General features: G+C 65.1%; 15 protein-coding genes, 2 tRNA genes and 1 other RNA gene. 12 read left to right on the top strand and 6 right to left on the bottom strand.

Annotated elements, in window-relative coordinates; translation table 11 throughout:
* Positions 1–71 precede the first annotated feature (71 nt).
* The 5 genes from H6A16_RS02065 (at position 72) to typA (ending at position 5,030) form a co-directional block, all read left to right on the top strand.
* Positions 72–1,355: an aminopeptidase gene (locus H6A16_RS02065; RefSeq protein ID WP_204615696.1), complete on the top strand. Its 1,284-nt coding sequence runs from the start codon at positions 72–74 to the stop codon at positions 1,353–1,355.
* Between the two features lie 118 nt (positions 1,356–1,473).
* Positions 1,474–1,546, top strand: a tRNA-Lys gene (locus H6A16_RS02070).
* 289 nt (positions 1,547–1,835) lie between these two features.
* Complete coding sequence (locus tag H6A16_RS02075) at positions 1,836–2,408, top strand: J domain-containing protein (protein WP_204615698.1); 573 nt, start codon at positions 1,836–1,838, stop codon at positions 2,406–2,408.
* A gap of 231 nt (positions 2,409–2,639) precedes the next feature.
* Positions 2,640–3,092 carry a hypothetical protein gene (locus H6A16_RS02080; protein WP_204615699.1) on the top strand — a complete coding sequence of 151 codons (453 nt, stop codon included), beginning with the start codon at positions 2,640–2,642 and terminating at the stop codon, positions 3,090–3,092.
* Positions 3,093–3,194: 102 nt separating this feature from the next.
* Entirely contained in the window at positions 3,195–5,030 is a 1,836-nt protein-coding gene (gene typA, locus H6A16_RS02085) for a translational GTPase TypA (RefSeq protein ID WP_204615701.1), read from the top strand.
* A gap of 53 nt (positions 5,031–5,083) precedes the next feature.
* Here typA and H6A16_RS02090 read toward each other — a convergent pair whose 3' ends face one another.
* Together H6A16_RS02090 and H6A16_RS02095 are read right to left on the bottom strand one after the other, a co-directional pair.
* A complete protein-coding gene (locus tag H6A16_RS02090) occupies positions 5,084–5,974 on the bottom strand; it encodes a trimeric intracellular cation channel family protein (protein WP_204615703.1) in 891 nt (296 codons plus the stop codon).
* A gap of 596 nt (positions 5,975–6,570) precedes the next feature.
* Positions 6,571–6,657, bottom strand: a tRNA-Ser gene (locus H6A16_RS02095).
* A gap of 61 nt (positions 6,658–6,718) precedes the next feature.
* Between H6A16_RS02095 and tadA the strand changes: the two genes are divergently transcribed.
* The 5 genes from tadA (at position 6,719) to H6A16_RS02120 (ending at position 14,225) form a co-directional block, all read left to right on the top strand.
* The gene (tadA, locus tag H6A16_RS02100; protein ID WP_204615818.1) at positions 6,719–8,461 is read left to right on the top strand and encodes a tRNA adenosine(34) deaminase TadA; all 1,743 of its coding nucleotides are present in this window, start codon (positions 6,719–6,721) and stop codon (positions 8,459–8,461) included.
* Positions 8,462–8,710: 249 nt separating this feature from the next.
* Positions 8,711–9,949, top strand: a complete 1,239-nt coding sequence (locus tag H6A16_RS02105; RefSeq protein WP_204615705.1) for a MalY/PatB family protein — start codon at positions 8,711–8,713, stop codon at positions 9,947–9,949.
* Positions 9,950–10,207: 258 nt separating this feature from the next.
* Positions 10,208–10,303, top strand: an RNA gene (gene ffs, locus H6A16_RS02110) — signal recognition particle sRNA small type.
* Positions 10,304–10,530: 227 nt separating this feature from the next.
* Positions 10,531–12,363: an ABC transporter ATP-binding protein gene (locus H6A16_RS02115; RefSeq protein WP_204615708.1), complete on the top strand. Its 1,833-nt coding sequence runs from the start codon at positions 10,531–10,533 to the stop codon at positions 12,361–12,363.
* Entirely contained in the window at positions 12,360–14,225 is a 1,866-nt protein-coding gene (locus H6A16_RS02120; protein ID WP_204615710.1) for an ABC transporter ATP-binding protein, read from the top strand. Before H6A16_RS02115 ends, H6A16_RS02120 begins: the two co-directional genes overlap by 4 nt.
* A 256-nt stretch (positions 14,226–14,481) precedes the next feature.
* Here the strand turns inward: H6A16_RS02120 and H6A16_RS02125 are convergent, their stop codons facing one another.
* The 4 genes from H6A16_RS02125 to pfkB all read right to left on the bottom strand — a co-directional run bounded on the left by H6A16_RS02125 (position 14,482) and on the right by pfkB (position 18,283).
* A complete protein-coding gene (locus tag H6A16_RS02125; protein WP_204615711.1) occupies positions 14,482–15,234 on the bottom strand; it encodes a DeoR/GlpR family DNA-binding transcription regulator in 753 nt (250 codons plus the stop codon).
* 132 nt (positions 15,235–15,366) lie between these two features.
* Positions 15,367–15,651, bottom strand: a complete 285-nt coding sequence (locus H6A16_RS02130; protein ID WP_204615712.1) for a hypothetical protein — start codon at positions 15,649–15,651, stop codon at positions 15,367–15,369.
* Between the two features lie 307 nt (positions 15,652–15,958).
* A complete protein-coding gene (locus H6A16_RS02135) occupies positions 15,959–17,227 on the bottom strand; it encodes a zinc-binding dehydrogenase (protein ID WP_204615713.1) in 1,269 nt (422 codons plus the stop codon).
* 126 nt (positions 17,228–17,353) lie between these two features.
* A complete protein-coding gene (gene pfkB / locus H6A16_RS02140) occupies positions 17,354–18,283 on the bottom strand; it encodes a 1-phosphofructokinase (RefSeq protein WP_204615714.1) in 930 nt (309 codons plus the stop codon).
* A 228-nt stretch (positions 18,284–18,511) separates the two neighbouring features.
* Between pfkB and H6A16_RS02145 the strand changes: the two genes are divergently transcribed.
* Entirely contained in the window at positions 18,512–20,392 is a 1,881-nt protein-coding gene (locus tag H6A16_RS02145; protein ID WP_204615715.1) for a PTS mannitol transporter subunit IICBA, read from the top strand.
* A gap of 267 nt (positions 20,393–20,659) precedes the next feature.
* On the top strand, positions 20,660–21,196 hold the full coding sequence (gene bilS, locus H6A16_RS02150; RefSeq protein WP_204615717.1) for a flavodoxin family protein BilS: 537 nt from the start codon (positions 20,660–20,662) through the stop codon (positions 21,194–21,196).
* Positions 21,197–21,312: the final 116 nt, after the last annotated feature.

Below are 21,312 nucleotides of genomic sequence, written 5' to 3' on the forward strand. Positions count from 1 at the left end.
GTCGCAGCAAGGCGATGCGCCCCGCTTTGGTTATAGGGGCATTGCGCGCAATGCCGACGATGGGAGACGATATGACAGCAAAACCCGAGATGACGGCACAGGAAGCCCGCGAGGGCATCCGTGCCCTCGAGCCCCAGATCGATCGCTACGCGCAGCTGGTCGTGAAGACGGGCGTGAACGTCAAGCCCGGCCAGGAGCTGGTCATCCAGGCTCCGGTCGATGCGAGTGCGTTCGTGCGCCTGCTGGTCAAGCACGGCTATCAGGCGGGCGCCGGCCACGTGACGGTCATCTGGCACGACGACGCCGTGACGCGTCTGACGTACGAGCATGTGGAGACCTCCTACTTCGAGCAGACGCCGGAGTGGCAGCGCATCCAGCTCGATTCCCTTGCCGAGGCGGGTGCCTGCTTCGTGTTCGTCGAGGGCGCGGACCCCGATGCCCTGCGCGGCATCGACCCGGCCAAGCCCGCCACTGCCTCCAAGGCTCGCAACACGCAGTGCCGCGTCTTCCGTCGCGGACTGGACTTCAACATCAACCCGTGGTGCATTGCCGGCGCGCCGGTTCCCGCATGGGCCGAGCAGGTCTTTCCGGGCGTGCCCACCGAGGTGGCCATCTACCGCCTGTGGTGCGCGATCCTTTCGGTTTCCCGCGCCGATGGCGACGACCCCGAGAGCGATTGGGAGCTCCACAACGCGACGTTCGAGAAGAACCTGCGCTTGTTGAACGAGAAGCGCTTCGTCGCACTGCACTACACAGCCGAAAACGGCACGGATCTCACCGTGGGCCTGACCGACCGTCACCTGTGGGCGGGCGGCTGCGGCGAGACTCCCGACGGCCATCCGTTCTTCCCGAACATCCCCACCGAGGAGGTCTTTACCTCGCCGGACTGCGAGCGCGCCGACGGCATCGTGCATTCGGCCCTGCCGCTGATCTACCACGGCAACCGCATCGACGGCTTCTGGTTGCGCTTTGAGGGCGGTCAGGTCGTCGACTACGATGCTGTCGTGGGCAAGGATGCGCTCAAGAGCATTCTCGCGATCGACGAGGGCGCACGCCGCCTGGGCGAGGTTGCGCTCATCTCCAAGAATACGCCTATCCGCGAGAGCGAGACGCTGTTCTACGACACCCTCTACGACGAGAATGCCAGCTGCCATCTGGCGCTGGGCATCGGCTTCCCCGAGTGCTACGAGGGCGGCTACGACATGACGGCTGAGGAGCTGCGCGCCCACGGCATCAACACGTCGAGCACACACGTCGACTTCATGATCGGCACCGACGACATGGACATCATGGGCATCTGCGCCGACGGCACCGAGGTACCCGTGTTCGTGAACGGCCAATGGAGCTGGGAGTAGCTTTGCGCCGCGCGCTTCGACCGTGCGGGTGTTAGCGCAAGCGTCCGGTATGTGAGCGAGTTTCCAATTGGCAAGCGACTCTGGCCGCCCGCGCCGCGCGTGGTACAATGCCTGTCGCGGGCCGTTAGCTCAGCTGGCAGAGCAGGGGACTTTTAATCCCAAGGTCTAGGGTTCGAACCCCTAACGGCCCACCCTTGATTGAAGAGGACCTCGCGGGAGCGGGGTCCTTTCACGTTCGTGGCCCCGGCGGGGGTTCGAACCGCAAGGTCGCGAAGCTGAGCAAACGCGCGAGCGTTTGCCAGAGAGCGTGCGAGGGCGGCGCAGCCGCCCGGAGCTGCGGACGCCGCAGGCGGACGCGAACCCCTAACGGCCCACCCTTGATCGAAAGGCTCTAAGCACGCGCTGCACCGCAGACTGTCGCATCCACATCAGATGGTAAGATGGGCGGCGTTCGAGCATCTTCAGGAAAGGGGGGAAGCCATGACGAGAGACGAGGCCCTGAGCGTCTTGGGACTCAAACCGGGCGCATCGCGCGACCAGATCACCATCGCGTACCGTGAGCTCGTCCAGATGCTTCACCCCGACAAATACGGCGATAACAAGCGCCTTCGTGCCCGCGCGGAGCAGCAGATGCGCACCATCAACGAAGCGCGTGACGTGCTGCTCAAGGGCGCCCGTACCTCGAGCAGATCCTCATCGGCCTCCGCTTCGCCCACGTCGCCCGATGTCATCGCCTACGAGGCGACCATACGGGCCAATGCTGCCGAAACGGCGCGTCTGTCCGTTGTCGCCGAAGCCCGCACGCTGCGTGAGCGTCGTCGCTCCATGCTCACGATGGCGGGAATCGCCGCGGTCGTGGCGCTTGTCTGCTCGCGCATGCGCGGCGGCCTCGGGGTGACCGTCTTTTCCATTGCCTCCATGGTGGCAGTGTGGGGTGTGGTGGATGCGGCGTTGCTCTCGAGCCAAGTCGAGGCCCTGCAAAAGCGCTCGCGCGAGCTGCTGCAAGCGCGTGACGCCGCGCGCAAGATCGCCGAGGAGGCGCGCCGACTGTAATGCTGAGCCGTGCAGTCTTCCAAATGGATAGAGCGTAGGCCATTTCGGCAGAAAATGAATAAGGAACGACAGGCGCGGTTCTGCCTGAAATCACGAATAATGTCTGATATAAACCGAGGTGCGATTTCGAGGCGGCGTGCACTTGGCGGCCGACAATCCTGCCCGCTGCAGTCGGGCCGTCGCGCTAGAATAGAGCGGTTATCCCGCATATGCACCGAGGAAGGACGCCCGATGCCCCAGAACAATCAGAACGCCGGCGCCGTGTCGTCCGAGCTCGATGCCATGACCTGCGATGTTATCGGCGCGTTTTTGGATTCCCTGGCCGAAGGCGAGGATCCGGGCGTGGTCGTGTGCGCCGAGGACGAGACCGGCGCCCGCTACGAGGCGGAATTCACCGATGACGGCGAGGAAGCGTGCCTGACGGCGGCGACCGAGTTCATCTCGCAAAACGCTGCCTGCGGCATCCCCGACGAGGGCGTCGGTCGCATCGAGCGCTATGCGATCGCCTATACCGGGTGCGTCGAGGTCGACGGCGGCTATGCCAACGCGGTGCTCGTCAGCTTCTGTGAGCGCGGCCTGCCGTGCGGCTACTCGGCCTTCGTGCTGTTCGACGGCATGGGCGAGGGAGACAACTTTATGTGGAGCGACCCTGAACCTGCAGGTGAGGAACCCGCGCTCTTCTAAGAAACGCTACTATATATTCGTTTTTTCCGAACCGGTTACCGAGAATATCGCGCGCCCGCCGATTGGCGCTGGCTCGCTGCTGCACTGAGTGAAAGGGAACACATGCGCGTTGAGAACCTGAGGGATATCGCCATCATCGCCCACGTCGACCACGGCAAGACCACGCTGGTGGATAAGCTGCTGCGCGCCACCGACGCCTTCCGCGCCAACCAGAAGGTCGAGGACCGCGTGCTCGACTCCAACGATCAGGAGCGCGAGCGCGGCATCACCATTCTGGCCAAGAACATCTCCATCGAGTACAAGGGCGTGAAGATCAACGTCATCGATACCCCCGGCCACGCCGACTTCGGCGGCGAGGTCGAGCGCGTGCTGCGCATGGCCGACGGCGCCCTGCTGCTTGTCGACGCCTTCGAGGGTCCCATGCCCCAGACCCGCTTCGTGCTGCGCCACGCCATCGACACGGGCCTCAAGATCATGATCGTCATCAACAAGATCGACCGCGACGGCGCTGAGCCCGAGCGCGCCTACAACGACTGCCTCGACCTCATGGCCGACCTCGGTGCCACGGACGAGCAGCTCGAGTTCGCCATGGAGCACGTCGTGTACGCGAGCGCCGTGAACGGCTTCGCGCGCCTCGACCCGAACGACGGCAACGACGACATGTACCCGCTGCTCGACATGATCCTGAACGACATGCCCGCGCCCGACGTCGACGTGGACGGCCCGCTGGCCATGCAGTGCGTGACCGTGGACCACTCCAGCTACGTGGGCCGCATCGGCATCGGCCGTGTGTACTCCGGTACCGTGCACCAGGGCGACCAGATCCTCGTCGTCAAGAACGATGGCGAGCGCGCCACGGCAACGGTCAAGCAGCTGTTCACCTTCGACTACCTGGGTCGCACCGAGTGCTCCGAGGTGGGCGCGGGCGACATCGCCGCGGTCGTGGGCGTCGACTCCACCGACATCGGCGACGTCTACACCGATCCCGAGAACCCCGTTGAGCTCGACCCGATCGAGATCGACCCGCCGACGCTGTCCATCGTGTTCGAGGCCTCGACCTCGCCGCTCGTCGGCCGCGATGGCGACATCGTGGGTGCGCGCCAGCTCAAGGAGCGCCTGTTCAACGAGCGCGAGAACAACGTGACCATGCGTATCGAGGAGCTGCCCGACAAGAGCGGCGTCGAGGTGTCCGGCCGCGGCATCCTGCACCTGTCCGTCCTGATGGAGACCATGCGCCGCGAGGGCTTCGAATTCCAGGTCGGCCGTCCGCGCGTGCTGTTCAAGAAGGACGACGACGGCAATCGCATGGAGCCCGTCGAGCAGGCTGTCGTGGAGTGCCCCGACGAGTACGCCGGCAAGGTCATCGAGGTCTTCGGCAACGCTGGCGGCACCATGACCAACATGCAGGCGGGCACGACTGTCACGCACGTCGAGTTCCGCATCCCCACGCGCGGCATCATGGGCCTGAAGAACCGCGTCATGAACGTCACGCACGGCGAGGGCGTGTTTTACCACACCTTCCTCGAGTACGGCCCTTACGCTGGCGAGATCGGCAACCGCAACAACGGCGCCATGATTTCGATGACCACCGAGAAGGCGGTCGCCTACGCGCTCGGCACCCTGCAGGAGCGCGGCCAGCTCTTTGTGGAGCCCGGCACCGAGTGCTACGAGGGCATGATCGTGGGCGAGCGCTCGAAGCCCGGCGACATGGTTGTCAACATCGCGCGCACCAAGAACCTGGGCAACCAGCGTTCCTCCACGGCCGACATCGCCGTGCAGCTCGTGCCGCCGCGCACCTTCTCGCTCGAGGAGGCGCTCGAGTACATCGCTGACGACGAGCTCGTGGAGATCACGCCCAAGAACATCCGCCTGCGCAAGCGCCTGCTGAACGCGACGGACCGCAAGAAGGCGGCTGCTCGCGCCATGAACGGCAAGTAAGGCTTTATCACATCAACTGAAAGGGGCGGGTCAAACGACCCGCCCCTTTCTTTTTATATGTCGAGACGACGGTGCGCACGTGCCTTGCGATGCTTGCGCAGCTTGTCGAGGGCGGCCTTGCGGCGTTCGTAATGGCGGCGGCGCTCGATATCGGCCTGGACACGCTCGCGGCGCTCCTCGAGCTCCTCGACGGAGCGATTCGTGGTTTCGGGGCGGGTGCTGTTGCGCACACGGCGGCGCGAACGGTGCAGCGCTTGGGCGATATCCATATCGACCGGGCTTTTGATGTCGAAGTGCAGCGACAGGTAGCGCAGCGACATGGTGACGATCACGCATGCGACGAGCGCGACGATGTTGGAGAGCCCGGCGCCGACCATGAGCACGTAGACGACGGCGCCCGCGATGGCGGCGACCGCGTAGAAGTTGCTGCGCTGGAAGATAGCTGGCGTCTGGCCGAGGCAGATGTCGCGCAGCATGCCGCCGCCCACGGCGGTGAAGAAGCCCATCATGACGCCGATGATCGGCTCGAAGCCGTAGGCGAGCGCCTTGTCGGCACCGGTGGCCGAGAACAGGCCGACCGAGAAGATGTCCAGAAGGCCGATGAGTCGGTCCTGCTTTTCCAGCAGCGAGGGGATGAGGAACGACACCGCGGCGGTGATGATGGCGGCGGGCAGTGCCAAGGGCTGATTCAGGATGTAGACGTTTCCCACCTGAAGGATAACGTCGCGCAACAGACCGCCGCCCAAGCTGACGATCACGGCCAAGCATACAGCTCCCAGCAGGTCGAGTTGCTTTTCACGCGCTTTGAGGGCACCGGTGACTGATGCCGTGATGATGGCCATCATCTCGAACCCGATGGGGATCGTCACCATGCGGCTGGCTGCGCCGGCACCGGCGACGGCTGCCGTCACAGCGGGGTATGCGATATCGAGCAGGGCGGTCATGCAAGGGTCTTTCCGGTCGATCGTGCGCTGTCGGGCGGGCCATGTGGCCGCCCTGTGCCATCTTACACGGAATCGGGCGCGCCGAACGGGGCATTGCCTGCCGCTTGACCCGGCATACGGTATTCACTTTTGCACCGCACTCATGCACATGACAGTTAGGACGGGGCGCACTGTCATGTTTTTCTCCTTCCAGGCAGCCATCGCCAGCCGCTCCGAAATCGAACCTACGGGTTTGTACCGTTTCAACGCCCCCAAACGGTACAAACCCACAGGTTCGATTTTCATGACAGTTAGGACGGGTCCCAGTGTCATGTTTTGCTGTCCGCGGCGCGGGTCCTGCGGGTTCGAATCCCTCTCTCGGTTGGGCAATCGACCTGTTCGATATGCCGTCGCTGAGTGGCGGAGAGAGAGGGATGTCGGCCGCCGCTTCGCGCCGCCCTCCCGCTGCGGGCGGCTGCGCCGCCCTTGCGACTCATGCTGGCAAAGACGCTCACGCGCTTTGCGCAGCATGAGGCCCTGCGGGTTCGAATCCCTCTCGCGCGTGGTCGAGAAGGGCTCCGGGCCTCAAACTATTTCATTGTTGGGGATTTAACGGGCGGAGAGAGAGGGATTCGAACCCTCGGAACGCTCGCGCGCTCAACGGTTTTCAAGACCGCCGCATTCAACCGCTCTGCCATCTCTCCGTAATGTGTAATGATAGCATCGAATCCAGACGAGTAGGGGAAGGGGAGGCGCGTGGTCGCGATGGATGCGGACGAGAGGTTCATGCGCGAGGCGCTGGCAGAGGCGCGTGCCGCTGCGGAGGCCGGCGAGGTTCCCATCGGTGCGGTCGTTGTTTTCGAGGGCCGTGTTATCGCGCGCGCCCATAACCGCCGCGAGCTCGACGAAGACCCATCCGCCCATGCCGAGTTCTCCGCGATGGTTGCCGCTGCACACGCGCTCGGGCGCTGGCGCCTGACGGGCTGCACGGTGTACGTGACGCTCGAGCCCTGCACCATGTGCGCGGGCCTCATGGTCAACGCGCGCATCGACCGCTGTGTCTACGGCGCGACGGATCCCAAGGCGGGTGCGGTGGGGTCGCTCTACGACCTCAGCCGCGATTCCCGGCTGAACCATGCGTTCGAGGTGCGCTCCGGCGTGCTCGAGCAGGAATGCGCGGAGGTGCTGCGCACGTTCTTTGCGGCCGCCCGAACGCGCGAGCTGCCGCGCGAGACTCCCGATGACGTGCCTCGCGCGAACGACCGCCCCAGCTCGCAGCCACGCATCCCGCAACCACGCGTGCTGCTGGCTCTCGACTCGTTTAAGGGCTCGGCGCAAAGCGCTCGGGTCGAAGCCTGGGTGCAGGAAGGCGTCGAGCGCGCTTGCCCGGGCGTTCGCGTGCGCTGCCTGCCCATCGCCGATGGCGGCGAGGGTACGCTCGAGGCCATCGGGGCGACGCTCGGCGGTATCGAGCAGACGGCATCGGTCACCGGCCCGCTCGGCTCGCCGGTGCGTGCCCGCTACCTGCAGGGCGCGGGCGAGCGGGGCGACATAGCCGTTATCGAGATGGCCGAGGCAGCGGGTATCGAGTACTCGCCCCGCACGCAAAGCGCCGCCCTGCGGGCAACGACCCGAGGCGTGGGCGAGCTGCTGCTCGAGGCGCTAAAGGCGGGTGCCCGCACGGTCTACTTTGCCATCGGTGGCAGCGCGACGAGCGACGGTGGCGCGGGATTTCTGCAGGCGCTCGGAGCGCAGCTGCTCGACGAGCGCGGTGAGCAGATCGCGCCCGGTCTTGCCGGCTTGGCTGACCTTGCGCATATCGACATCGCCCCTGCGCTGAAGGTCCTTACAGGCTGCCGTCTTGTGGTGCTTTCCGATGTCGATAATCCGCTCGTGGGGGCTCGCGGCGCGGTGTGCACCTTCGGTCCGCAGAAGGGCCTGGGTAGCGATGCGGCAAATGACGCAGATCGCACTGACATCTTGCGGAAACTCGACGCCCGCATGGTCGCCTATGGTCGCCGGCTCGATGCTGCGCGCGGGGGCGTTTGTCTCGACGCCGAGCCTCCTGCGCGCCGCTTCCGCTCGGTGCTCGGCGTGCCAGGCGCGGGTGCTGCCGGCGGCCTCGGCGCGGCGCTCCTCGCCCTGGGGGCGCAGATGGTCCCCGGCGGCAACGCGGTGCTCGATCTCGTGGGATTCGACGAAGCCGTTGCCAACGCGGATCTGGTCATCACGGGCGAGGGCATGATCGACGCCCAGACGGCTCACGGCAAGGCGCCGGTGGCCGTCGCGCGCCGCGCCAAGCGCTTCCACAAGCCGGTGGTCGCTCTGGGCGGTGGCCGGGCCGAGCAGCTTGAAGCTGTGTACGCCGAAGGCGTCGACCTCGTGCTTCCCATCGTGCGCGCGCCGATGTCGCTCGCCCAGGCGCTTTCGCCCGAGGAGACCCGGCGCAACCTCATCTGCGCTGGCGAAGAGGCCCTGCGCGCCTATCTGCTGCGCAACGCCCACTGACGATTGCTGCCGGGGGCAATGCGCTCGGGGGAAACTGCCTCCCGGTACCAAACGCCCAGAATGCACCTTGCGGAGAGCCCGATTCCGTCCAACTGGTATCGGATGGCCAAACCGGGCCGCCGTAGACGCCGCGCCCACCGCAGCCACGGCGGTCGCCAAGCCGAACCATCCCGCCGCCGTGCCATCCGCCTTGCCCTCCGCGTGCGTGATACGATGCCTATCGTTTACCGCCAAGCGATGGGAGCGCCTATGTCCGAGCACATCACCTACAACTTCGACCAGGTCATCGATCGTCGTCACGATCGCTGGAGCTACTCGGAGAAGTGGAGCGATTCGGCGGAGACCGCCGAGCATTGCGGCGTGCCGGCCATCGCCGACGACCATATCGCCCTCTTCACCGCCGATATGGATTTCCGCTGCGCCCAGCCCATTCTGGACGCCCTGCACGCGACCGTCGACCATGGCATTTTCGGCTACTCGGGCCTGGCGGGCAACACCCGCTACTACGATGCGTTGCGCGCCTGGTTTGCGCGCCGCGACGGCTGGGACATCGACACCGACCTCGTGTCGTACTCGCCTGGCACGGTGCTGGCGCTCAACATCTGCGTCCACGCCTTCACCAAGCCGGGCGATGCCATCATCATCCAGCGCCCTGTCTACCCGCCCTTCACCAGCGCGGTCGAGGGCAACGACCGCGTCGTGCTCGACAACCACCTCGTGCGTCACACAGCCGACGACGAGCAGGGCGACCTTTACTACACCATGGACTTCGACCAGCTCGAAGAGCTTGCCGCTCGCGATGACGCGCGCATGCTCATCCTGTGCAACCCGCACAACCCGGTCGGCCGCGCTTGGACGGCCGAGGAGCTCGCTCGCGTGGCGGATATCTGCACCGCCCATGACGTGCTGATCGTGGCCGACGAGATCCACGGCGACCTCATGGCGCCCGGCTACCGCATGGTGCATCTGGCTCAGGCTGCGCCCAAGGCGCGCGTCGTCACCTGCACGGCCACCAACAAGACGTTCAACCTGGCCGGTCTTCCCGCGACTAACATGGTGTTCAGCAACGCCGCCGATAAGGCCCGCTTCGAGGAGGTTCGCGGCTACGCCGAGCCCTCGCCGTTTGCCATCAGCGCCGCTATCGCCGCATACGAGGACGGCGAGGACTGGCTCGCGCAGTGTCTTGCCTACATCCAGGGGAATATCGACGCGGTGATCGGCTACTTTGCCGAGCATCTGCCCGACGTGGGCGTTCGCGCGCCGGAGGGCACCTACATCCTGTGGTTCGACTTCACCGAGCGCTGCCGGAAGCTGGGCATCGACGGCGCCGAGCTGCATCGCCGCATCTACGAGGATGCCCGCGTCTTGCTGCAGGACGGCACGAACTTCGACCCGCAGGGCGGCGAGTTCTTCCAGCGCATGGTGGTGCCGAGCCCGCGCAGCATGCTGCTCGACGCCTGCGAGCGCATCGCCCGCGCACTCTCCTAGCCGACAAGTTGGTGCCAGGTACAAACTTGTCGCCCGGCACCCCGTCGCCGATGCGCGCTTACGGAACATGGTACGAGGGTTGGCTGTGCGCTTACGGAACACATGGGGCCTCGGGGCGTTCCGATAGCGCACAGTCATTGCAATCGGCCAGTTTTATGACAGTGGGCCCCGTCCTAACTGTCATGCTTTTGCGATTTTGGGGACAGGTCCCAAAAATGCACGGGGTCTGCTAGTATGGAGCGACAGCGCCTAGCGCGCTCGATGGGTTCGGGTGACGATATGTTCCGAATCTGGTCAGGTCCGGGAGGAAGCAGCCATAAGGATCCTCTGCCGGGCACCCGTTCCCATCGAGCGCACGGGCGCTACTTTTATGCCGCGACGGCGTGTCAGGCGGCTGCGAACGGCCCGGCGCACCCCCATATCTGCGATTTACCTGAACTCATAGTTGCCTTTACCCCAGCGTTACGTATGTGTGCGGGCGGGTGTCGTATGATAGCGGGCGGTTGTGTCCCGCCCGGCACCGCGCCCGCAGCCCCGGCTGCATGCCGCGCGATGTGCCGTGGCCGTAACGAGGGTACCTTATGCTGGAACTGCTCAAACGTTTTTCAGCCGGCTTTCGCCGGTACTTTGTCATCGGGCCGGCATGCAAGCTGCTTGAGGTGTTCTTCGACCTGCTGACGCCACTGGTCATCGCGCGCATGATCGACGAGGGCGTCGGCGCGCGCGACGCGGGCATCGTGTTGCGCTACGGCGCACTGCTCATCGGTATGGCCGTCGTGGGCATGGGCTTCACGCTCGTGTGCCAAAAGATGGCTGCTCTGGCATCGCAGGGCATGGGCACGTCCATCCGCTCGGCGCTCTACCGCCGCATCAACGAGTTCTCGTACGCCGAGCTTGACCGCTTCGGCACGCCCTCGCTCATCACCCGCATCACCAACGACATCAACCAGGTGCAGCTCGCCGTGGCGCTCGGTGTTCGCCAGCTCATCCGCTGGCCGTTTCTCGCCGTGGGCTCCATGGTGGCGGCCCTGCTGATCGACCTCAAGCTCGGTTTGATCTTCCTGATTTCCACCCCGCTCATCGGCCTGGTGTTCTGGATCGTCATGGCCCGCTGCGTGCCGTATTTCAAGCAGATGCAGGCGCGCCTCGACCACATCGGCCTCATCACGCGCGAGGGCCTGTCGGGCGTCCGCGTGGTGCGCGCCTTCGTGCGCGAGGACCACGAGCGCACGCGCTTCCGCGACGCCGCCTACGCGCAGGCCGCCGTGGCCATCGCGGTGGGCAAGCTCTCGAGCGTGCTCAACCCCGTGACCTTCCTCGTCATGAACCTCGGCGTGTGCGCCATCCTGTGGATGGGCGGCATCCAGGTGAACACCGGTGCGCTCACCCAAGGTGAGGTCATGGCCTTCGTGAACTACATGACGCAGACCCTGCTCTCCATCGTGTACGTGGCGAACCTCGTGGTCGTGTTCACCAAGGCGAGCGCCTCGGCTTCGCGCGTGAACGAGGTGCTCGACTGCGAGCCGAGCATCACCGATGAGGGCAACGAGCCCGTCGCGCTGCCGAGCGCCGAGGCTGCGGCCGCCGGTACGGCCGCGCCCGCACTGCGCATGGACGCCGCGTGCTTCGCCTTTGGCGATGCCGACGTCAACACGATCGACCGCGCGAGCCTGACGCTTAAGCTCGGCCAGACGCTCGGCGTGATTGGCGGCACGGGCTCCGGCAAGTCGACGCTCGTCTCGCTCATCCCGCGCCTGTACGACGTGCGATCCGGCGCCGTCGAGGTCATGGGCGCCGACGTGCGCACCTGGCCGCTTGTGCAGCTCCGCCACGTGGTGGGCATCGTGCCGCAGCGCGCGAGCCTGCTTTCGGGAACCATCCGCTCCAACCTCTGCTGGCGCGAGACCGGTGCCTCCGACGACGACCTGTGGAGCGCGCTCGAGGTTGCCCAGGCGGCCCACTTCGTGCGCAAGCTGCCCCAGGGGCTCGATGCTCCGGTCGAGGCCGGCGGTAAGAACTTCTCCGGTGGCCAGCGCCAGCGCCTGACCATCGCCCGCGCGCTGGTGGGCAATCCCTTGCTGCTGATTCTGGACGACTCCGCCTCGGCGCTCGACTTCAAGACCGACGCCGCGCTGCGCCATGCGATTTGCGAGCGCGCGGCGGGCGGCGTGGCCGCGGGTGGGTTGCCGCTCTCCACGGTGATCGTGAGCCAGCGTGTGTCGTCGGTGCGCGACGCCGATCTCATCTGCGTGATGTCGCATGGCAGCGTTGCGGGCCTCGGCACCCACGATGAGCTGCTGGCCAGCTGCCCGCTTTACGAGGAGATCTGCCTGTCGCAGCTCAAGCGCGAGGAGCTCGAGGGGGCTGGCGCCGCCGCACCCTCCGCAGCCGCAGGAAAGGAGGTCGCCGAATGAACCCCTATGCTTCCGCAGGATCCGTCTCGACCGTGACGGCGAGCGTGTCCGGTAACGACAACCTGAACGGCGACGGCAAGGGCACCCCGCGCGGCGACATCGGGGGCCGCCGCCTCTCGACCGCCGAGGTCACGCGCCGCCTGCTGACCTACGTGCGGCCTCACGCCGGGTCGTTCTCCATCTCGTTCATCTCCGCCGCCATCTCGGTGGTGCTCCAACTCTACACGCCGATTCTCATCGGCCAGGGCATCGACCTCATCATCAGCACCGGCCAGGTCGACTTCGCCGCGCTCTTCCCGCTCGTGCGCACGCTCGCGTTCGTGGTCGCGGGAGCGGCTGCCTTCCAGTGGCTGCAGGGCTACTGCGTGAACCGCCTGTGCTACGAGACGGTGCGCGACATGCGCATCGAGGCCAGCGAGAAGCTCGGCCGCATGCCACTGTCGTTCATCGACGCGCATCCGCATGGCGACCTCATCTCGCGCGTGGTCAACGATGTCGACCAGGTGGGCGACGGCCTGCTCCAGGGCTTCACGCAGCTGTTCACCGGCGTGGTCACCATCGTGGGAACGCTCGTGTTCATGCTTACGATCTCGGTTCCCATGGCGATCGTCGTCGTGCTCGTGACCCCGCTGTCGGTGCTCGCGGCCTCGCTCATCGCCAAGTTCTCCAACCGCAGCTTCGTCGACCAGCAGCGCATCCAGGGCCAGCTCGGCGGCTACATCGAGGAGTATGTCGGCAACCAGAAGCTCGTGGAGGCCTTTGCGCACGGCAGCGACGCCCAGGAGGGTTTCGACGCCATCAACGGGCAGCTGTACACCGCGGGCGAGCGCGCGCAGTTCTTGAGTTCTCTCTCCAACCCGGGCACGCGCTTCATCAACAACATCATCTACGCCGTGGTGGCCATCATCGGCTGCATCTGCGTGATCACGGGCGTGCCCGCCGCGCTCACGGTCGGCGAGGTGCAGACCTTCCTGTCCTACGCCAACCAGTACACCAAGCCGTTCAACGAGATCACGAGCGTCATCACGCAGATCCAGACGGCCTACGCCTCGGCCCGTCGCCTGTTCGCGCTGCTCGACGCCACCGAGGAGGAGCCCGACGCGGCCGACGCCCTCGAGCTTTCCGACGCGCGCGGCGAGGTGGAGCTCTCGCACGTGGACTTCAGCTATGTGAAGGACCGCAAGCTGCTGCAGGACATCTGCATCGACGCCCGCGCCGGCATGCGGTTCGCGCTCGTCGGCCCCACAGGCTGCGGCAAGACGACGCTCATCAACCTGCTGCTGCGCTTTTACGACGTGGACGCCGGCACGATCATGATCGACGGTCACGACACGACGGACATCACGCGCGCGAGCCTGCGCCGGAGCTTCGGCATGGTGCTGCAGGATACCTGGCTGTTCGAGGGCACGGTGCACGATAACATCGCCTACGGCAAGCCGGATGCCACGCGCGAGGAGGTCATCGACGCCGCGCGCCGTGCGCGTGCCGACAAGTTCATCGCCGCTCTGCCGCAGGGCTACGACACGGTGATCGGCGAGGACGGCGGCTCGTTCTCCGCCGGCCAGAAGCAGCTTCTGTGCATCGCCCGCGTCATGCTGACTGACCCGGCGATCCTGCTGCTCGACGAGGCGACCTCGAGCATCGATACCCGTACCGAGCTGCAGATTCAGGCAGCCTTCGACGAGCTCATGGCGGGCCGCACGAGCTTCGTGGTGGCGCACCGTCTGAGCACGATCCGCAACTCCGACTGCATTCTGTACATGCGCGACGGTGTGATCGAGGAGCGCGGCACCCACGACGAGCTCCTCGCCCGCGGCGGCGCCTACGCCGAGCTCTACAACTCCCAGTTCGCCGAGGCCTGACAGTTAGGCCGGGGCCTACTGTCATAAAAACCTTGCCGTTGCATTGACTGTGCGTTATCGGAACGCCGGCCGCGACTGGCTGTGCACCATCGGAACATCCTCATCGCCGATATGTTCCTAAAGCGCACAGCCAGACCCTGCGCAATGTTCCGATAGCGCACATGAGGCGCCGCAAGGATGCGCCGATGCGCAAAAAACTTGCCGCCGCAGGCTTCGCGCCCACGGCGGCAAGTTTGTACCTGGCACCATCTTGTCGCTACAGCACCTCGACGCCGTTGGTGGCGCAGGCCTGCAGAAAGTCGGCCGGCAAGTTGCCGTCGCTGACGATGATGTCCACCTTGTCGAGTCCGCAGACCGAGAACGTGCTGCGGTTGCCCACCTTGCTGGAATCCATAAGGGCGATCACCTCGTCGGCCTGCTCGATGCACGCGCGTTTGAGGCTCGCCTCCTTGCTCGAGCCGCAGGAGAAGCCCGTCTTGGGCGAATAGCCCGTCACGCCCATGAAGTACTGGTCGAACGCGAGCTCTTTGATGGCATCGACGCTCTGGCTGCCGGTGATGCTCATGCTGTAGCGGTTGAGCTTGCCGCCGATAACGTAGACCTGAGGGCGCTCGAGACGCGCAAGCTCGGCGGCGCAGGTGAGGCCCGAGGTGAAGATCAGCGCGTTCTCGTCGGGGAACTCCGCCGCAAGTGCTGTCGTCGTGCTGCCGGAATCAAGAAATACGCTGGTATTGGGCTTGATGAGCTCGAGTGCCTTGCGGGCGACCAGGCTCTTGGCCTCGATGTTCTTGCCCGTACGCGTGCTCAGCAGGCCGTCGGTGCCGATGATCTGCTCCACCGAGCGCGCCCCGCCGTGGATGCGCACGATGCGCCCCTCGGCATCGAGCGCCTTCAGGTCGGTGCGCAGCGTCATCTCCGACACGTTGGGAAACTGCTCTTTCAGCTGTCGGAACGAAACCGTACCCATAGCATCGACCAGCCCAACGATAGCGTTACGGCGCTCTTCCATATCAACCACCTAGATAATCGAGGCAATCATTCGGAAGCTCTATCTTATCAGCTTTCGAAGCGACAATTCGGGTGCGATCGGGGCTGCGGCCATACAGGCAAGGCGATGCTACGAACGCGCAAAAACCTTGCTCTACAGATGGTTCACAACGTTGTTAATGCTACCGGCTATGCAGAGGACGCCGAGAATGAAGAACAGAACAATGCCGATAGTGCGCGAACGCGGCTTCTCTCCTTCTAGAGGAAACCGGTATATCACTGCGCAATGGATCAGACAGACGACCCCAAACATGATACCCAGCGCATACGAGACCGCTTTTGCATCCATGAGGATGGCTACGCCGTTCGTAATTACAAGGACGCTCGTTATGCCCGACAGGGTCCTTCGAGGGGATAATGCATCGTTCTGCTTGGCCATCGGACGCTTCCGTCAGCTGATTTGCGACATGCGTATGGTTCTCTGTCGCTACGTTTCCCGTTAATTCGAAAGTTTAAATGACGAGAGCCGGTCCGTAGCGTACGGCTCTTTTGTCGCGCAGAAGCGCGGCGCAAGCGGCGAAAGACATTCGAGCGAGGACGCGCCAGGCGACCCATATGCATAATGCGCGCCCGGCCAGGTTACAAGTGGCCGGGCGCGAGCAAGGTCAACAAAGGCGCCGAAGCCGGGTGCGCGCAAGATGGGGAGAGGCGACGCACCCGGCCGGCGGACGGAAGGAGCGAAAAGGCTACTCGGTCTCAGTCCAGTGCTCGAGCAGGTATCGCTCGGCAGCGGGGCACCACAGGCCACGGTTGGCCTCAACGATGTCGGCGAGCCCGGCGTAGCGCTCGTCCTCGGCGGCGCGGTCGCGCAGCTCGTCGAGGGCGGTCAGCGGCATGCTGATATGCGTGTAGATGAGCTTCTTGCCGCCAGGGATCTTCGGCAGGGTGAGCGTGGTCTCGGCTGCGGCGTCAAGACCGCCCACGTGGGTGACCATGACGGAGGGGTCGACGCGGTCGGCGGCGGTGAGCTCGAGCGACTCGACCATGTCGGCGGTGTTGCCGCCGGTCGTGCCCATCACGTGGTGGCTGCCGTAGTGGACCTCGTAGAAGTTGATCGGCGCGCTGAAGGCCTTGTCGGTCGGGCCGGCGAAGAAGTTCAGGCAGCCGTCGCGGCCCATGATGGCGTCGGCGAGCGTGACCACGGGCGCCACGGGCGCGTAGCACAGCACGTCGTCGAAGCCCTCGCCGCCGGCGATGGCGCGCAGCTCGGCCACGGGATCGGCCATCTCGCCGTTGTTCGCGAACACGAGCTCGATGCCCGTCTGCTCCTTGATCTCCGCCGGCGGGAAGAGCTCGGCGGCGCGGTCGAGGCGCTCCTGGTTGATGTCGGCCACGACCACGAGGCTCGGCCTGCGGTCGCAGTGCAGCGCGTAGGTGAGCGCGCCCAGGCCCATCGGGCCCGCGCCGGCAACAATCGCGAGCTTGCCGCCCTCGCGGATGCCCATCTCGTGCGTGTAGACGCCCATCTGGGTGTGGTACGCGGCGTGGAAGGCGCCGATCGAGCAGCTCATCGGCTCGGCGAGCGACGCCTGGTAGTAGGCCTCGCCGGTGTACTCGAGCAGGCAGTCGCACTCCATGACCTCGGCGGGCAGGATGCAATAGGTGGCGTCGCCGCCGCAGAACTCGTAGGAGTAGCCGGGGCTCCACATGGTGCCCTTGTAGTTGAGGGCGGGCTGGATGGTGAACTTCATGCCCGGCTTGAAGCGGTCGGCCCACTTGGCGCCGACCTCAACGATATCGCCGGCGAACTCGTGGCCCATGATGGCCGGGTGCTCGGCCACATCCTCGTGCACGCGCTTGTGCTCGACGCCCAGCGTGGCGCACTTGTACGTGGACATGCAGATGCTGTCGGACACGACGCGCACCAGCACCTCGTCGTCCTTGATCTGCGGGAGCTCGAACTCGTCGAGACGCAGGTCGTTGGCGGCATGAAGACGAACGGCTTTGGCTTTCATGACGTTTCCTTTCTATTTCGCATCTCGCGGATAGGAGATGCTGGGTTACGGTATGGGGGAGGGGAGGTGGTAGGAGATTTCCCGGTTGCCGCGGCTAGGCGCGGTGATTCTTCGGGGCTGCGGGCGCTAGAGCGCTTCGACGGTGACCTGCTCCAGCAGGCGGTCGATGTCGTCCTTGTGCGCGGGCTCGGTGCCCGGACGCATGACGGTTGCGGCGCCTACGGCCATGGACAGGCGCGCGGCCTCGTCGAGCGGCAGGGCGCGGTCGGTGGCAAAGGCCAGCGTGGCGACCACGGAGTCGCCGGCGCCCACGGTGGACTCGACGTCGACGGTGGGCTGGCGCAGGCGCCACGTGCCCTTCTCGGTGGCGAAAACGGCTCCCTCGCCGCCCATGGACACCATTACCTGACGGATACCGCTGGCCACGAGCTCGCGCGCTGCGGCGACGATGTCCTCGACGGTCGAAAGCTCGCGGCCAAGCAGGCGGCCGAGCTCGACGTCGTTGGGCTTCACCAGGTACGGCTTGGCGGCGAGGCCCTCGCGCAGGGCGTCGCCATCCGCATCGAGGAACACGCGGGCGCCGGCCTTGCGCAGGGAGCGCGCCCAGGTGGCGTAGGTGTTCTGGGGGCTGCCCGCGGGCAGGCTGCCCGAGAGCACGACGATGTCGCCCGGGTTGACGCCCAGCGTGACGATGGCGAGCGCGTCGTCGAGCAGCTCCTGGGTAACGGCCGTGCCCGGCTCGTTGACGTCGGTGTAGGTGCGGTTTGCGAGGTCGACGATCTTGGTGTTGGTGCGCGTCTGCCCCGGTACGTCGAAGGCCTTGACGGCGATGCCCATCGCCTGCAGCGCCTCCTGGATGAAGATGCCCGTGGCGCCGCCCAAAAAGGCGATCGCGGTGCTTTCGCCGCCGAGCTCGTGGATGGTCTTCGAGACGTTGATGCCCTTGCCGCCGGCGTCCTGGCGGACCTCGGACGCGCGGTTGACGGCGTCGATGGCAAAGTTGTCCACATAGACCGTCTTGTCGACCGCGGGATTCAAAGTAACAGTGTAAATCACGGGAAGCCCTCCAAATCTGTTGGAACGAAAGCTGAGTTCATAGTAAAACGCCAAAAATGGATGTCAATACAACAGCCAAAAACTTTGGAAACAACAGTGAAAAATGCCGCCTGCCGACGAAAACATGCCGTTAACGGTAGAAAAGTGTCCTTCATTCGGTAACTGTTGAAACAACAATCTAGGATAACAGCTGTCGAACTGATGGCCTCAAACGAAAGGGAGGACACGATGGCGATCAAAGACAAGGTGTCGTCATTCGGAAAGTTCTTGAGCGGTATGGTCATGCCGAACATCGGCGCGTTTATCGCTTGGGGTTTCCTGACGGCTCTGTTCATCGAGACGGGCTGGCTGCCCAACGAACAGTTCGCGAGCATCACGGGACCGATGCTGAGCTATCTGATTCCCGTGCTCATCGCCGCCCAGGGCGGCTACCTCACCGGAGGGGACCGCGGCCGCATCGTCGGCGCCATCGCGGTCATCGGCTGCATCGCCGGTGCCCCCGACACGACGATGCTCATGGGCGCTATGGTCATGGGCCCGTTCGCTGGCTGGGTCATCAAGATGTTCGATAAGTTCATGGAGGGCCGCACGCCCGCGGGCTTCGAGATGCTCATCGACAACTTCTCCGTGGGCATCATCGGCATGCTGCTCGCGATGCTCGGCTACATCGCCATCGGCCCGATCATGACCACGATTCTGGCCATCCTCATGGGCGGCGTGCAGATCCTCATCCAGTACAGCCTGATGCCGCTGCTCGCCATCTTCATCGAGCCCGCCAAGGTGCTCTTCCTCAACAACGCGATCAACCACGGCATCTTCACGCCCATCGGTATCGCGCAGGCCGAGGAGACCGGCCGCTCCATCATGTACATGCTCGAGGCCAATCCTGGCCCCGGCGTGGGCGTGCTGCTGGCCTACTGCTTCTTCTGCCGCGACAAGAAGACCCGTCAGTCCGCTCCCGGTGCCGTGATCATCCACTTCTTCGGCGGCATCCACGAGATCTATTTCCCCTATGTCCTCATGAACCCCAAGGTCATCATCGCTCCCATCGTGGGCAACATGTGCGCCATCGCGTGGTTCAGCTTCACCGGCACCGGCCTGACCTCCGCCGCCTCGCCCGGTTCCATCATCGCCTTCCTGTCCATGACGCCGCCTGAGTTCATGGTCACGAACATCATCGGCGTCGTGCTTGCCGCCGCTGTGTCGTTCGTCATCGCCGTGCCCCTCGTGCGCTCCATGGCCACCGCCGATATCGACCAGGCGAGCGAGCAGATGCGCGAGATGAAGGGCACCTCCGAGGCCGCGGTCATCTCCAACACCGAGGGCGGCAAGATCGTGTTCGCCTGCGATGCCGGTATGGGTTCCTCCGCCATGGGCGCCACGCGCTTCCGCAATCGTATCAAGGCCGAGCGCCCCGACCTGACCGTCGAGCACTCCAGCGTGGACACCGTGCCCGCCGACGCCGCGATCGTCGTCTGCCAGCGCGTCCTGTCAGAGCGTGCCCGCAAGAGCGCCCCAACCGCGCAGATCGTGACCATCGATAACTTCCTGGACGACCCCGCGCTCGACGCGCTGTACGACGCCCTGACCAAGCTTTCCAAGGCGCATGAGATCGCGACCGACGAAGTTGTGGCTCCCGCTCTCAAGGAGGAGCCGAAGGCCGAGGAGCCGGCGAAGTCCGCGCTCAGCGTGACCGCGGCCGACATTCAGGTGGGTTGCGCGACTCTGCCGCGCGAGGACGCCATTCGCGCCTCCGGCAAGATGCTTGTCGAGAAGGGTTGCGTGGACGCGAGCTACATCGACGCGATGGTCGAGCGCGACAAGCTCACGAGCGTCTACATGGGCATGGGCGTTGCGATTCCCCACGGCACCGGCGACGCGAAGGATCACGTGGCCAAGACCGGTGTGGTGCTGCAGCAGTACCCCGAGGGCGTCGACTTCGACGGCGAGAAGGCCTACCTGCTCTTCGGCATCGCTGGCAAGGGCAACGAGCACCTCGAGGTCCTGGCGAGCATCTGCAAGGTGCTCGAGGACGAGAGCGTGCTCGAGAAGATGAAGACCACCGACGACGTCGCCTGGATTGCCGAGACCCTGAACGCGGCAAAGTAGTCTTCAGAGCTAACACTATCCAATCGGCCAAGCAGGGGTGGCCGTCACGATAACGCGGGGGAGCGGTACCTGACAGCCGCCCCCCGCTTTTTTACTGGCACCTCCCGGCTACGTCCCCAATGAGGCCATTGTTGGCCTCATTGGGGACGTAGCCGGGAGGTGCCACTTGTTGGGACTCCGCGAATGTCCTGAAACATCTCCGTCCTGAAAGTGGACATTTGGGTATAGAGGTGGGTGTTGAGACATCCCACGCGAAAGGTGGAGGCTATGGCGTACGCAATCGTATACAACAGCAAGGGCGGCAACACCAAGATGGTGGCCAAGGTGCTTCAGCAGGCGCTCACCGGCGCCGGTGTCGAGGCGACGCTCACCGAGGTGACCCCCGATACCGTGCAAGCAGCCGCGCAGGCGGCGCGGGACGCCGAGGCGGTGCTCGCAGGCTTCTGGTGCGACAAGGGTTCCTGCACGCCCGAGATGGCAGACTTTTTGGCGGGCCTGGCGGGCACCCGCGTCTTCCTCTTCGGCACCGCCGGTTTCGGCGGCGAGCCGGCCTACTTCGCCCGCATTCTCGAATCGGTCCGAGCCAAGCTCCCCGAGGCCGCCGACTACCTGGGCGGCGCCATGTGCCAGGGCAAGATGGGTCCCGCCGTGCGCCAGCGCTACGAAGCCATGCTCGCCGAAAAGCCCGACGACCCCCGCATCCAATCCATGATCGCCAACTTCGACGCCGCCTCGACCCACCCCAACGCCGTCGACCTAGAAGCGATCACCACCGCCGCCAAACAATCCCTCAACCTCCAGTAACCGCCCGTGGCCTCATTGGGGACGTAGCCGGGAGAGGCCAGAAATGGCCTCTCCCGGCTACGTCCCCAATGAGGCCACAACAACATCCAAGCTACCGGACCCCTCCGAACCCTCGG

This window comes from Collinsella tanakaei (assembly GCF_016900375.1).
Taxonomy (GTDB): domain Bacteria; phylum Actinomycetota; class Coriobacteriia; order Coriobacteriales; family Coriobacteriaceae; genus Collinsella.

What these genes read in the sequence shown, in the direction of transcription:
- typA (WP_204615701.1), top strand. Translation starts at nt 3,195, where the DNA reads ATGCGCGTTGAGAACCTGAGGGATATCGCCATCATCGCCCACGTCGAC.
- H6A16_RS02105 (WP_204615705.1), top strand. Translation starts at nt 8,711, where the DNA reads ATGTCCGAGCACATCACCTACAACTTCGACCAGGTCATCGATCGTCGT.
- tadA (WP_204615818.1), top strand. Translation starts at nt 6,719, where the DNA reads ATGGATGCGGACGAGAGGTTCATGCGCGAGGCGCTGGCAGAGGCGCGT.
- H6A16_RS02090 (WP_204615703.1), bottom strand. Translation starts at nt 5,974, where the DNA reads ATGACCGCCCTGCTCGATATCGCATACCCCGCTGTGACGGCAGCCGTC.
- H6A16_RS02080 (WP_204615699.1), top strand. Translation starts at nt 2,640, where the DNA reads ATGCCCCAGAACAATCAGAACGCCGGCGCCGTGTCGTCCGAGCTCGAT.
- H6A16_RS02065 (WP_204615696.1), top strand. Translation starts at nt 72, where the DNA reads ATGACAGCAAAACCCGAGATGACGGCACAGGAAGCCCGCGAGGGCATC.
- H6A16_RS02145 (WP_204615715.1), top strand. Translation starts at nt 18,512, where the DNA reads ATGGCGATCAAAGACAAGGTGTCGTCATTCGGAAAGTTCTTGAGCGGT.
- H6A16_RS02075 (WP_204615698.1), top strand. Translation starts at nt 1,836, where the DNA reads ATGACGAGAGACGAGGCCCTGAGCGTCTTGGGACTCAAACCGGGCGCA.
- H6A16_RS02120 (WP_204615710.1), top strand. Translation starts at nt 12,360, where the DNA reads ATGAACCCCTATGCTTCCGCAGGATCCGTCTCGACCGTGACGGCGAGC.
- bilS (WP_204615717.1), top strand. Translation starts at nt 20,660, where the DNA reads ATGGCGTACGCAATCGTATACAACAGCAAGGGCGGCAACACCAAGATG.
- H6A16_RS02115 (WP_204615708.1), top strand. Translation starts at nt 10,531, where the DNA reads ATGCTGGAACTGCTCAAACGTTTTTCAGCCGGCTTTCGCCGGTACTTT.
- H6A16_RS02125 (WP_204615711.1), bottom strand. Translation starts at nt 15,234, where the DNA reads ATGGAAGAGCGCCGTAACGCTATCGTTGGGCTGGTCGATGCTATGGGT.
- H6A16_RS02135 (WP_204615713.1), bottom strand. Translation starts at nt 17,227, where the DNA reads ATGAAAGCCAAAGCCGTTCGTCTTCATGCCGCCAACGACCTGCGTCTC.
- H6A16_RS02130 (WP_204615712.1), bottom strand. Translation starts at nt 15,651, where the DNA reads ATGGCCAAGCAGAACGATGCATTATCCCCTCGAAGGACCCTGTCGGGC.